Here is a 13,051-nt window from a genome sequence, read left to right as displayed (position 1 = left end):
ATTATAGGTATGAAACTAATAAAAAACGTTACAAACCTAATTTCTGACGCAATGCTTTTGGAAGTGCATCTTTATGAACCATTACTGAAATAGTTTTCATTCTAAAATACATTTCGCTCATATGTACATGTCCGTCATTTGGAATGCGTTCTGTATTGCTTCCCCACGAATTTTTTACACGGAAATACTTAGCGCCATTTTGATCGGTTGCCATTCCTGTAATATGCATTAAATGATCGTCGGTTGTTGTATAATTCTCAAAATCTCTTTGACGCTGTCTTGCATTGCTAGCATTTTCTTTTAAGATTTTTCCAGAAAAGTCTTTTCGATCTTTTACAGGAGTTTCTGGAATAATTGCAACAGCATATTTTGCAGAAAATGTAGCTTCCGATACATCGCAATCTAACTCAACGGTAAACCCAGTTTTTAAAGCATTTTCAGTGATTTCTACCAATTCGTCCAAAGGAACATTATAAAAACTTCCGTTAGAAAAGTTATCAGGAATGTTTAAAATAAATGATTTGTAATATGGTTGATGCGTAAACGAAGTAATAGTCACATAATCATCTGGGTTAATCTTTGTCATTTCCAAAAACGATTGTGGAGTATAGGATTTTCCCTCGTAAAGAAAAGATTTTGGTCGTTCACCTAAATAAATATCCAATACACTTTCAGTAGTGCGTTTCCAATTGGGTGATAATTTTTTCCCTGGATTCTTAATATAGGCATCCAACATCGCTTTTAAAACCGCTACCATTTCTGCGTGATTATGAGTTTCTTGGAGTGTTTGTAGACCAGAATATGTGCTATTAGGCATCAAACCATTTGATTTTATAGCATTCATCACATCGTGTGCCAATCCACCTTCACTAAATTGCGCTTTCCCTTGTCGCATCACATAATTCCACGCTTTTTTTGAATAGGTATTTCGTACATTATACATCTCAGAAATATCAATCTGCTTTCCTGTCAATCGTATAATTTCGGATTCTATAAAAGATGAAGTCGAAAAACTCCAACAAGTTCCTGTACGTCCTTGACTGATTACTGGAGTTGCCTCTAAATCAATAGTTGTTTTAAATTGATAATCTTGCGCAAATGTAACTGCAGAAAAACAAGCAATAAAAGCAGATAAAAATATTTTTTTCATTGGAAAAGGATGGTTTTGATGTCAATAAAATGATAAGAATTTGAATCAATAAATTCTTGTTAACTCTATAAAATGAATTATTTTTACGCAAAATACTAAAAAATATGAGTAAACCAGACTGGAAAAAGGTAAAAGAATACGATGATATTACTTATAAAAAAGCTGATGGCGTTGCCAGAATTGCTTTTAACAGACCAGATGTACGAAACGCATTTCGACCACATACTACAAGTGAATTGTTAGACGCTTTCAAAGATGCACATGAAGATGTAACTATTGGCGTTGTTTTACTTTCAGCAGAAGGTCCGTCATCTAAAGATGGTGTGTATTCTTTCTGTAGCGGAGGCGATCAAAAAGCACGTGGACATCAAGGATACGTAGGACAAGATGGTTACCATAGATTGAATATTTTGGAAGTACAACGTTTAATTCGCTTTATGCCAAAAGCAGTGATTTGTGTAGTGCCAGGTTGGGCAGTTGGAGGCGGACATAGTTTGCATGTAGTTTGTGACCTAACATTAGCTAGTAAAGAACACGCAATCTTTAAACAAACAGATGCAGATGTTACAAGTTTTGATGCTGGTTATGGTTCAGCATATTTAGCAAAAATGGTTGGACAGAAAAAAGCGCGTGAAATCTTTTTCTTGGGAAGAAACTACTCTGCACAAGAAGCGTATGAAATGGGTATGGTAAATGCAGTGATTCCGCATGATGAACTAGAAGATACAGCGTTTGAATGGGCGCAAGAAATCTTAGCAAAATCACCAACTTCTATCAAAATGTTGAAATTTGCCATGAATTTAACCGATGACGGAATGGTGGGACAACAAGTGTTTGCAGGAGAAGCAACGCGTTTGGCATATATGACAGATGAAGCCAAAGAAGGACGCGATGCTTTCTTAGAAAAACGTAAGCCTAACTTTGAGAAAAAGTGGATTCCGTGATTTTATAGTATTTAGATATTAGATTTTAGTATTGAGTTGTAATTCTTGTGTAAGGTAGGAATTCGTTAAAAAAGCTATTTTTTAATAAAAACGGTGAAATCTCGTTATAAATTCATTCATATTTAATCAAATAAAAAATGAAAAAACTCTTAGCGAGTCTATTCTTACTATGTTTTTATGTAGGAATTGGACAAAATACAGATCGTAAATTTGAAGTTGGATTGCATTATCCATTATCTACAGGTGATAATTTTATGGTTTTTGCTTATGATGCTTTAGTTGGTATTGACATTAAATACCAATTCGCTGAAACAACACTGATTTCTCCAAAAATTGCCTTTACGGTTGATTATTTTAATTACAATTTTGTCGATGATATCAATGGTGGCGCTTTCGTTTTAAAACCAGAGATTATAGGAGAATTTAACTTAAATAGTCTACCAAAACTTAAACCTTATGTTTCTATAGGATACAGTTTCTTTTCTACGTCATTAAATGCTGCAAATCCACAATTCAGCTTTAACAATCCGAGTCCAGTGATTCAGCCAAATGGCGATCGTTTCAAAGATTCGCAAAGTGGAATCAATTGGGGATTTGGTGCTGCATACGACTTGACAAAAAAATTCTTTGTTGAGGTTTCTGCCGATTTTGCTAAGTTAGATTTAGATGGAGATACTTCTGGAAATCGATACAACGAAAACATTCATACGGTAAATATGGGTGTTGGTATCCGGTTTTAAAATTTTAAAAATGTGAGTATTTAATTTTAAATAGCTTTCTTTCAAAATAAAAATGTACTTCTAAAGTCGTTTTTTGGATTTAGAATATGAAAAAAGATCAATTTGTTTACAAAAAAAGAAATTGTATCGTTGCTATGCTTGTCAAAGACGTATCAAAACTAAGAGCCAAAATGATCTAAAATTATTCGTGTATTCGTGACAAAAAAGAGTCAGTACTTTTATAGTCAAGATGCGTTACACTAACTCCCAACAAACAGATTGCCACGTCATACTTCCTCGCAAAGACGTATCAAAATACAAATATAAAATCTAAGAGCGAAGCGATCTAACATCTAACAGCGAAAGCGGTCTAAATATCTAACAATAAAATATATCTAGAAAACTATTTCTTTTTAATCACGTAAGTTTCCCATCCATCGTAACTTCCATTAAAGTCTTTGGACAATTTGATGAGTTCGGTGGTAAACTTCATAACTGTTTCTAATTTGGTAGAATTTTTTCTATGAAACTTGATTTCGTACGGAAACTCTTCGTTGTTTATCTTTTTCTTATAATCAACAGTATATGAAAGTTTTTCAATGGCTTCCGCAAATAAATTCATATCATTCTGAGAAGCAAATGTCGTGTAATGTTCTATTTTTCTTGCAGTTGAAACGTCATCACCAGCATTTTTAAGCTGAATCACGGTATCACGATTCGACATGAAGTTTTTGATTTCATCATTCGGATATAAAAAATTCACATACAAATCCCAAGCAGCATCATACTTTACAAAAACATCGTATTTTTCTCCGCGAAATTTATTTCTGAATAATTTATCAATATGGCGTTCAATATCGGAAGCATCTTTTACGTAATAATATTCAAATCGGCTACCATCATACATAAATGAACCTACATATTGACTTTCGGAAACCGATTGCATTTTATCATAAATAGCATCTTTAATTCGGTATAATTTCTTTAATTTATTCCCTATCGGGAAGTCACTTTCTTTGGTAACTCTGTATTTAATTTTAACATAAAACAGAAAATCAAAACCATTAATTGGCGCTTGATCTATCAAATCCATACGTAAGTTAGTAGAACTAACGCCTTTCTCTTGTTTGGCTTGATACGTATTCCATACAGCCGTTTCTTGTGCTTGCAAGAAAGCTAATGGAGCGAGAAACAAAAAGATGCGAAATGCTATTTTCATGTTTGTAAAATAAAAACTTGAGCGCAATGTAAGTAAAACTCAGAATTGCACACAAAAAATTAATAGAATATTATGATAAAAACACACGCAAAAACAATACCAATGGCAGTTTCATTATTTTTTGAAAAGTGTATCTTTACAAAAACTAAGCATACATGATAAAAGCATGGCTTGCCGCCGCACGATTACGAACCTTGCCCTTGTCCATTTCTGGGATTATAGTTGGTTGCTCATTTGGGAATACTTACGATTGGTTATTTTTAAAATCAGGTTTTTATTGTTGTTTTGGATGCCCATCAGTTTTGAGATCACAGCTATTTTGGTTGTGTGTTTTAACAACAATTGGTTTTCAAGTATTGTCAAATTTTGCCAATGATTATGGAGACGGAATCAAAGGAACTGATGACGATAGAGAAGGAGAGCAACGTATGGTAGCTTCAGGAATTATTTCGCCAAAGCAAATGAAAAACGCTATGATTCTCACAGCAATTATCACCTTACTATTGGCTTTAAGTGTTATTTATGTAGCTTTTGGAAGTGAAAACTTCAGTTATTCTCTATTATTTTTCTTTTTAGGAATTACCTCAATTATTGCTGCAATAAAATATACAGTTGGTAAAAGTGCTTATGGATATTCAGGTTTAGGAGATGTATTTGTATTTCTTTTCTTCGGATGGTTAAGTGTTGTGGGAAGTTACTTTTTGTATACTAAATCTTTGAATTTTGATATTTTCTTACCTGCAACTGCTGTTGGATTATTAAGTGCTGCCGTATTAAATTTAAACAACATGCGCGATCGTATCAAAGACAAATCGCATGGAAAAAATACCTTAGTTGTAAAAATAGGAAGTCAGAATGCAAAACTATATCATTATGCATTAATTATTGGAGCTTTGTTCTGCTCTGTTTGGTACGTGAATAGAAACTACCATTCGCCAACACAATTTCTGTTTTTAATAGCTTTTATTCCTTTGGTGATGAACATGGTTGTCGTTGGAAAAAATATCATTCATAAAGAACTTGATCCAGAATTAAAAAAAGTAGCATTAAGTACATTCTTATATGCTATCTTATTTGCTATTTTTAGTTAAATCATAAAATCAAAACTTATCATATCATGAAAATTACATTTTTAGGACATGCAGCATTACATATAGAATTTGAAGGAACTCATATTATTGTAGATCCTTTTATTACAGGAAATCCACTCGCTTCTCATATTGATATCAATACATTAAAAGCAGATTATATTTTAGTTACACATGCACATCAAGATCATATTTTAGATGTAGAAACTATCGCAAAAAATACAGGCGCAACAATTGTAGCAAACTATGAAGTAGCGATGCATTATGGAGCCAAAGATTTTAATGTTTTTGCAATGAATCATGGCGGAACGTATACTACAGATATGTTTGCCGCTAAATATGTAAATGCAATTCATACATCTTCGTTTCCAGATGGTTCGTATGGTGGACAACCAGGCGGTTTTGTATTTACGGCAAATGGAAAATCAATCTACATTGCTGGAGATACCGCTTTAACTTATGACATGAAATTAATTCCATTACAAACAAAACTCAATTTAGCTATTTTACCAATTGGAGATACATTTACAATGGGTATTGATGATGCCATTATAGCAAGCGATTTTGTAGAATGCGACACTATTTTAGGATACCATTACGATTCATTTCCTCCAATAAAAATTGATCAATCGGAAGCAAAACAAAAATTTGCAGACCGTCATAAAGAGTTGGTATTGTTGGGGATAGGAGATAGTTTGGAAGTCTAAATTTGATGTTTTCTAATCGTCAGATCGAGTGAAATTCTGAAAGAATCTAGTATCGAGATCTGTTGTGAAGCAATATTTAATAAGAAAGCATCTCGACTGCGCTCGATGTCACAAAGAATGCTTTAAAACGATAACGAATTAACATACCAACATACAAGCATACCAAAAATGAAAGCAACGTATCATAAACATATTCTTAACTTTAAAAGACCTAGTGGAACATCACGTGGAATTTTAAAACAAAAAGAAACTTGGTTTATTCATATTACATCAGAAGGAAAACAAGGAATTGGAGAATGTGGAATTTTACGCAGTTTAAGTATTGATGATGTTCCTGAGTATGAAGAAAAGTTACGGTGGACATGTGAAAATATTCAGTTAGGCGAAAAACAGTTATTACAAGAGTTAATCGAATTTCCATCCATTCAATTTGGTGTAGAACAAGCTTTTCGATCACTAGCTTCTGAATCTCCATATGTATTACATCCATCAACATTTACAGAAGGTAAAGAAGCCATTAATATCAACGGTTTAATTTGGATGGGCGATGAAACTTTTATGAAATCGCAAATCAAAGACAAACTCAAAGCTGGCTTTTCCTGTATAAAAATGAAGATTGGCGCCATTGATTTTGATACAGAAATCAAACTATTAAAAAGCATTCGCAAAGAATACACTGTAAACGATATCGAATTACGCGTTGATGCCAATGGAGCGTTTACTCCACAAAATGCTTTAGAAAAGCTAAAACGATTGTCTGAATTAGATTTGCATTCCATTGAACAACCTATAAAACAAGGACAATTGGACGAAATGGCAAAACTTTGTGAAATTACACCTTTGCCCATTGCACTAGACGAAGAATTGATAGGTGTTTTTCATACAAACGACAAGAAAAGAGTTTTAGAAATCATTCAGCCACAATTCATTATCTTGAAGCCAAGTTTGGTTGGTGGATACGCAGGAAGCGACGAATGGATTTCATTAGCTGCCAAACAAAATATCGATTGGTGGATTACGAGCGCGCTAGAAAGTAATATTGGTTTAAACGCCATTGCACAATGGACACATACATTACAGAGTCAATTACCACAAGGTTTAGGTACAGGAAGTTTATATACCAATAATTTTGAAGCGCCATTAGTTATACAAAAAGGCGCTTTACATTACGATCAATCAAAAGCATGGAACGTTCCATATTTACAATAAAAAAGTAAAAAGAATATGTTTATACAACAAGCCTATAAAGGAGATAATACAGCGTGGAAAGTACTATTAACGTCATTTATGATGCTTTCCATCTTCATAGGAAATATCATTTTTGTTTTATTCAGTGATGTTGATGCTATGGAAGAAATGGACAAAATGTATGAAATGATTCCTAGCAATAACTTTTGGTTTGTAGCCAACTTGGCATTGTTTGTATTTCTGCTACTCATGTTATTTGGACTTGTAATTTATTTGCATGGGCGAAGTCTAGTTTCACTAACAACAGCCAGAAGTAAAATTGATTTAAAACGTGTTGCTTTTTCTTTCGGATTGGTTTTTTTGATTGGAGTTGTAAGCTTTGGAGTTGAATATTACATGAATCCAGAAGCGGTTGTATTTGATTTTAAACCTGTGAAATTTATCATTTTAGTCGTTTTGAGTCTCTTGCTATTTCCTTTTCAAATAGGTTTGGAAGAATATCTATTTAGAGGATATTTAATGCAGCAAATAGGTGTTGTAGTAAAGAATAGGTGGTTTCCATTAATCAGTACGTCAGTAATGTTTGGATTGTTACATTCTGCAAATCCAGAAGTTGCAGAAATGGGCGGAATCACTATGATTTTTTACATTGGAACAGGTTTATTATTAGGAATAATGACTTTGATGGATGATGGTTTGGAATTGGCACTTGGTTTTCACTTTGCCAATAACTTTCTAGCAGCAACTTTAGTGACGGCTGAATATTCTGCATTACGAACCGATTCTTTATTTAAATACGCTGAAACAGACGCGACAGCTTCATTTTGGAGCATCTTAATTCCTATTCTAGTGATGTATCCAATCGTATTAGTTGTATTGGCTAAAAAATACAAATGGACTAACTGGAAAGAAAAACTAACAGGTCGTGTGCCAGATAAAGAAACTATTGTTGAGCTTGATACTCAGTAATATTAGTTTTAAAAAATACTGTAACATTTTGTAAGAATTGATGTCTTACCAATTGAAAACACTAACTAAAACGTATCTTTAACATTATGGACGCTATTTTTTTTCTTTTTTTCTTTTTGATTGCGGGATTTATCGTGTACAATTTTATCAAAATAATTTCCAGACAAATACAAGAAAAACAAAAAAACGATGATGCTCCTATACTTGATATTCCAGTAATTGTGGTAGAAAAACGGGTTGAAACAAAGACTTCAAGTAGAACAAATAGAAACAACCATACAACACATTCTAGTTACAATATCTATAAAATTACCTTTGAACATCTACATAATGGAAACCGCCACACATTTTCCATGGACGAACCTGAATTCAATCAAATTATAGAAGAAGACATCGGTTATTTAACCTATCAGCGAAAGCGTTATCACTATTTTACACGCGATTTTATGGCGGGAAATGAAGTTCCTTCTCAAACTAATACGAACACGCAAGGAGATGTTCCTTTAAAAATAGAATAGCAATTACATCAATCTACATCAAACTTAAATTGAGTTCCGCCAAGCAAACCATTTCCATTGGTACCTTCTAACTTTCCTAAAAAGGTAGTTTGCACATCAGAAGTATAAAAACTTACGGTGATTTCTCCGTTTTCATCAGAAACTAAATTTGGTGCCCAAAACAAGGTTTTACGATTGTCAGGAAATGCTTTTTCTTCCGCTTTGTCATACAATGGACTGTAAAATTCTTTCTCAGGATAATATCCTTTAGTAGAAACAAAACCACGATTTTTAGTACTTTCATCATCTACCGAACCTTGATATGTTACATAACTTCCATCATTTAAACGATAGGTTTCCCCAATTTCAGGTTTTGGGCCAGCTTTATGGTTTACACAATTCAAAATTTTATATTCAAAGCAAACATAATCAGAAGAACTTCCTATATAATTATAATTATTTCCTCGATTTTTATTTCTGTTTTTATAAGTTGTTAAATTCACTTCCTCCAAATAATTGGTTTCAGAAAAACTAAACTTCAGGTCGTACGAAGATTGTTTTTTGGCAGCTTTAATGAAATCAGTTTCAGGAAAAATAAACATCTTATCATCTGTGAGTTTCACAATTTCTTCAAATGGATTCTCTAAGGTCAAGATCATTGTTTCAGTATCCATTGGGAAAAAAGTCAATTGATGTCCTTGTGCAACTTTTAAGATAGAAGGCGAAAACGAAAACATGCCGCTTGCATCTACACTTGACGATCGTACCGATTTTGGCAATACCACACGAATTTCAGCATTTGGCGCATTTTGCAAAGTGCCATTTTCAGCTTTTAAATATAATTTCCCTCGAATGTCTGGCGAAAACTTCACAGGTTTCATTGGTTTTTCAAAAACTGTTTCATTCCAAATATACGTTCTCCAGCCTTGTGTTAACAATAATAAGTCTAACTGTTTTTCACGATTTTTATTTTTGTGATCAAAGTAATAACCAGCATTATACACATGACCTTTTAATTCAGAAAATAAGTAATAGTGCGGCATTATAGAATAATCATTTTCTTTATCTATATATAAATGATCACAGACACTAAAACTTAAATTAGCAATCGCTGGATTTTTAAATTGATCTTTAACGTTAAATTTTAGTGTGACTTTATCTTTTTGTCCAAATGAACTTTTAGAGATTTCATTGAGAGAAACATGCAACTTTTGATCGAGATTTGCATACACAAGTCGTTCCGCAATTGGTGCCATATTTTGGTTAAATATTGTGACTTCTGCAATACCTTGTGGCAGTTTTTCTAAAGGCAATTTAAAACGAACACGTTCTTTACTAAGTGAAGCAGTTGCCATCCAATAGACAAGTCCGCGACTTTGCGCACGAATGTATACTTTTTGAGTAGAAACATCTGGAGTTTTAGTAATGCTAAAATGTACGTGCTTTTTGTTTTGTCGATCTACTTGTAGTTTAATACCTTTTGCTTTGATAGAAGGCACTGTAAAAGGAATATCTATTTTTGGATTTATAATTTTTACAGTATATGAGCGATCTGTTTTTGGCGTGAATGAAAATTTTCCCATTCCAAAATGTGTTGATTCAAACGAAGTTATTTTTCTATCATTTTCATACAATTCGCCTGTAATGTTTAAAGGTTTTCCATGATGATCTACAGCTTTAAATGCAACTGTGTTTGGTAGATTTGCAACTAAATCGCCGCCTTCAGGATACATGCCAAATTGGATTTCAGAAACATTTTTAAACGGAATTTCAACGCTGTGTTCAGCACTATTTTTACCATCTTTCACACGAAGTTTAATGGTTGTAGCATTTTTATTCTTGGAAACAGGAAATGAAACCGTAGCTTCTCCGTTATTGTATGTTTCCAGACGAACACGATCTAACTTTTTAGAACCAGCATATAAAGTTGCAATAAGTGAAGTATTTACAAATGGCAAGCGACTTCTAGAAAATACAGCAACATTCATAGAAACTTGTTGTTTGCGACTGTAGGATTTTTGAGAGAATTCTGTATCCATCAAAATCTTAGGAATAATACTTGTTTTAAGCTGAATTCGCTTAATAGCACGAATGGTTTTTGCATTGCTTTCAAGTGTATTTTTGGTATGAATAACCAATTCGTAAGTTCCATCTTCTAAAATTTCAGCCAAAAACAAATGTCCATTTGCAAAACCATTGTCAGCTTCGTATTTTTCTTGAAGAATGATGTCTGTATGATCTTTTTCAAGTTTTAATAATTCTACAAAAATAATAGACGTTTTACGTGATAATTTTAAATCATTTCCATTCAATAAATATGCTTTAAACCATAAGTTTTCACCAGGTTCATAAATATCTTTGTCAGTATGAATGTAAATGTTTTCTTTGAGTTGCTGTGTCGCTAAGTTTTCAAATTGTGTTACTAAACGTTCATTTGAAATGCTATCTAAAGTTTGCGCATACGAGAAGAGTATGAAGAATAGCGAAAAACTTGTGATACTAATTCTTTTTTTCATGGTAACTTTTGGTATAATCGGTTCCATAAAGATAAAGATTTTTAGTATTATGAATATGTCCTAAAAACAAAAACGTCCTAAAATAAATTAGAACGTTTTGTGAGTTTTTAAATATCTAAATAGATTTATTCTTTAGGATTCATCAAAATAGCAGCTTTATTAAAATCAGAAGCAGCATTGATCACTTTTCGGAAACCTTCATATTCTGCAATGTCATATTCAAATTCTTTGTAGAACTCTTCAATGGTAATTGTCAATTTGTTTCCTTTCAGTGTATAATTAGACTCAAACTTGCATTTCTGATTTCCATCTTTGTCTAGTAATTCTTTTTTGATAATTAAAGATTCTAAACCTTCTATTTCATAATCAGCAGGAATATTGACAACAATTTCATAATTGTATCGATTTGGATATTGCATCTGAATTGGATTTACACGTTTTGTTTCTTGATACAATTCGCTTTGCGTTCCAATGACTTTCCCAACCTGAAAAATATAACTATCGCCAGCTTCTTCCAATAAAGATTCTGAAGTAATAGTACTACTTACCAAAAATGGTTTGTTGTATTCAAACTGCAACATTGCTTTGTTTTTAACATCATATTGCTTTACAACTTTATCTTCAATTCCAGAACCTGTTAAATAGTCTTCAAATTCTTTGATAGCTTGTTCAGGGGCTAAATTTAAATATGCACGATTGTTCATTGCCCAATGTCCGTAGTATTCCTGATTTTGGTTGATTTTTACATATTCCATTTCGTCTTCAAATGAAATGTTCATGTTGCGTACAACACGACTGTAATCTGGATCTTTTTGTAAAATTTTGTAAAAACTAAATTGTTTTTTGTTGTTTACAAAGATCCCTGTATTTCCTAGTATATTTGGTGGGATTTCGCTTAAACGATAATCCATACGATTTGGTGTAATGTAATTATAAGCTTTAGGAATGTAAATTAAAAATTCGCGCAAAGCAGTTGGATTAAAAAACTCAGAATCAAACTTATGTTCGTACACATCTGAAGTAATTACAGGCAAATACTCTACATTGGCTGCTTCTAGCAAGTGTGAATATACTTTCAGGATTCCAAAATCACTCGCTGACTTGTTTTTTATAATATAATCGATATCAGAAAGTTGATCGTTATTGTTCTTTACAATGGTGTAATTCGTTTTTACATAATTATCAATTAGATACGCTTTTGTATAATCGTCTGTTTTCTGATTTTTCATTAAATCTTCAATAATTTTTACAATTTCGGCGTTTGGTGTTTCAGGGAACAAACCGTTTGTAATATTAGAGACTACATTATTCCACAACATATCATCTGTAACGTTTGTTCCAGGACCAAAACATTGAAAGGCAACAGCTATTTTATTGGCTTTTGGTGTAGCATATTCTTCCTCAATCATTGGAATAATGTCTTCTAATACGAGTTGTTTTCCAGCTGTCTTGTTGTACATATGATCATCAAAATCAGTAAATGCGTTGTATACTTTTGCACGACCAGGTAATTCTCCAGTAATAAAATCGTATTCTAACTTTTTGATCGGATAGCTTTTTTGTAGCGTTTCTCTTCCAAAAGCAGAGTATTCTTTTTCTAAGGTGTACAATACTTCAATTTCTGAATCTTTTTCAGCACCTTCGATAGCAAAAATCTTGAAATCACCATATTCTTCTACATTTTTTACTTCTTTGATATTGTCTTTATTCAGTAGTGTTACTTTTCCGTCAGGAGTAATGGTACGTGCTTTAATATCTACAATTTCAATAACATCGTACATAGAAATATACACTGTATTGTGTGTTTTAATTCCTTTTTCATCGTGCACGCGCGCTATAGTATGTGTTGTTTCAAACTTTTTGATTTTATTTCCAAAAACAGGAATTTTATATTCTAAGATATATTTTTCAAGAATTCCTACGGAAGATTCATTTGCTTCTTTCTCGGATAATTTGTGCAATTCAGGCTTTTTTGCCCAATCATATTCTTTATAATATTGCGAAAATGCTTGTGAAGAACACAAACATAAAAGGATAACAATAAATGCTCTCAT

General features: G+C 32.6%; 11 protein-coding genes. 7 read left to right on the top strand and 4 right to left on the bottom strand.

The window, feature by feature from the left end; all coding sequences use genetic code 11:
* Positions 1–28: 28 nt before the first annotated feature.
* The gene (locus ACOQOS_RS06115) at positions 29–1,150 is read right to left on the bottom strand and encodes a C1 family peptidase (RefSeq protein WP_420574088.1); all 1,122 of its coding nucleotides are present in this window, start codon (positions 1,148–1,150) and stop codon (positions 29–31) included.
* Between the two features lie 104 nt (positions 1,151–1,254).
* On the opposite strand from ACOQOS_RS06115, the gene ACOQOS_RS06110 reads away from it, so the two are divergent.
* Both ACOQOS_RS06110 and ACOQOS_RS06105 read left to right on the top strand, forming a co-directional pair.
* On the top strand, positions 1,255–2,094 hold the full coding sequence (locus tag ACOQOS_RS06110; protein ID WP_420574087.1) for a 1,4-dihydroxy-2-naphthoyl-CoA synthase: 840 nt from the start codon (positions 1,255–1,257) through the stop codon (positions 2,092–2,094).
* Positions 2,095–2,231: 137 nt separating this feature from the next.
* Positions 2,232–2,834 (top strand): outer membrane protein, encoded by a 603-nt coding sequence (locus ACOQOS_RS06105; RefSeq protein ID WP_420574086.1) that lies wholly within the window; start codon positions 2,232–2,234, stop codon positions 2,832–2,834.
* Positions 2,835–3,216: 382 nt separating this feature from the next.
* On the opposite strand, the gene ACOQOS_RS06100 is transcribed toward ACOQOS_RS06105, so the two are convergent.
* A complete protein-coding gene (locus tag ACOQOS_RS06100; RefSeq protein WP_420574085.1) occupies positions 3,217–4,032 on the bottom strand; it encodes a DUF695 domain-containing protein in 816 nt (271 codons plus the stop codon).
* Between the two features lie 155 nt (positions 4,033–4,187).
* Here ACOQOS_RS06100 and menA point away from each other — a divergent pair, with 155 nt between their 5' ends.
* From menA to ACOQOS_RS06075, 5 genes are all read left to right on the top strand, one after another.
* Positions 4,188–5,123 carry a 1,4-dihydroxy-2-naphthoate octaprenyltransferase gene (gene menA / locus ACOQOS_RS06095; protein WP_420574084.1) on the top strand — a complete coding sequence of 312 codons (936 nt, stop codon included), beginning with the start codon at positions 4,188–4,190 and terminating at the stop codon, positions 5,121–5,123.
* Between the two features lie 26 nt (positions 5,124–5,149).
* On the top strand, positions 5,150–5,827 hold the full coding sequence (locus ACOQOS_RS06090; RefSeq protein WP_420574083.1) for a metal-dependent hydrolase: 678 nt from the start codon (positions 5,150–5,152) through the stop codon (positions 5,825–5,827).
* Between the two features lie 168 nt (positions 5,828–5,995).
* Positions 5,996–7,036 (top strand): o-succinylbenzoate synthase, encoded by a 1,041-nt coding sequence (locus tag ACOQOS_RS06085; RefSeq protein ID WP_420574082.1) that lies wholly within the window; start codon positions 5,996–5,998, stop codon positions 7,034–7,036.
* Between the two features lie 15 nt (positions 7,037–7,051).
* On the top strand, positions 7,052–7,984 hold the full coding sequence (locus ACOQOS_RS06080) for a CPBP family intramembrane glutamic endopeptidase (protein ID WP_420574081.1): 933 nt from the start codon (positions 7,052–7,054) through the stop codon (positions 7,982–7,984).
* Between the two features lie 86 nt (positions 7,985–8,070).
* Positions 8,071–8,502 (top strand): DUF2500 domain-containing protein, encoded by a 432-nt coding sequence (locus tag ACOQOS_RS06075; protein WP_420574080.1) that lies wholly within the window; start codon positions 8,071–8,073, stop codon positions 8,500–8,502.
* A gap of 8 nt (positions 8,503–8,510) precedes the next feature.
* Here the strand turns inward: ACOQOS_RS06075 and ACOQOS_RS06070 are convergent, their stop codons facing one another.
* Positions 8,511–10,997 (bottom strand): hypothetical protein, encoded by a 2,487-nt coding sequence (locus ACOQOS_RS06070; protein ID WP_420574079.1) that lies wholly within the window; start codon positions 10,995–10,997, stop codon positions 8,511–8,513.
* 125 nt (positions 10,998–11,122) lie between these two features.
* Positions 11,123–13,051, bottom strand: a complete 1,929-nt coding sequence (locus ACOQOS_RS06065) for a hypothetical protein (RefSeq protein ID WP_420574078.1) — start codon at positions 13,049–13,051, stop codon at positions 11,123–11,125.

The sequence above is a fragment of the Kordia sp. genome (genome assembly GCF_965224175.1).
In the GTDB taxonomy this organism is placed as follows: Bacteria; Bacteroidota; Bacteroidia; order Flavobacteriales; family Flavobacteriaceae; genus Kordia.
This window is presented reverse-complemented; position numbering and strand designations above follow the sequence as displayed.

Coding starts and splice junctions, on each gene's coding strand:
- ACOQOS_RS06110 (WP_420574087.1), top strand. CDS start 1,255: ATGAGTAAACCAGACTGGAAAAAGGTAAAAGAATACGATGATATTACT.
- ACOQOS_RS06065 (WP_420574078.1), bottom strand. CDS start 13,051: ATGAGAGCATTTATTGTTATCCTTTTATGTTTGTGTTCTTCACAAGCA.
- ACOQOS_RS06090 (WP_420574083.1), top strand. CDS start 5,150: ATGAAAATTACATTTTTAGGACATGCAGCATTACATATAGAATTTGAA.
- ACOQOS_RS06105 (WP_420574086.1), top strand. CDS start 2,232: ATGAAAAAACTCTTAGCGAGTCTATTCTTACTATGTTTTTATGTAGGA.
- ACOQOS_RS06115 (WP_420574088.1), bottom strand. CDS start 1,150: ATGAAAAAAATATTTTTATCTGCTTTTATTGCTTGTTTTTCTGCAGTT.
- ACOQOS_RS06075 (WP_420574080.1), top strand. CDS start 8,071: ATGGACGCTATTTTTTTTCTTTTTTTCTTTTTGATTGCGGGATTTATC.
- menA (WP_420574084.1), top strand. CDS start 4,188: ATGATAAAAGCATGGCTTGCCGCCGCACGATTACGAACCTTGCCCTTG.
- ACOQOS_RS06100 (WP_420574085.1), bottom strand. CDS start 4,032: ATGAAAATAGCATTTCGCATCTTTTTGTTTCTCGCTCCATTAGCTTTC.
- ACOQOS_RS06080 (WP_420574081.1), top strand. CDS start 7,052: ATGTTTATACAACAAGCCTATAAAGGAGATAATACAGCGTGGAAAGTA.
- ACOQOS_RS06085 (WP_420574082.1), top strand. CDS start 5,996: ATGAAAGCAACGTATCATAAACATATTCTTAACTTTAAAAGACCTAGT.
- ACOQOS_RS06070 (WP_420574079.1), bottom strand. CDS start 10,997: ATGAAAAAAAGAATTAGTATCACAAGTTTTTCGCTATTCTTCATACTC.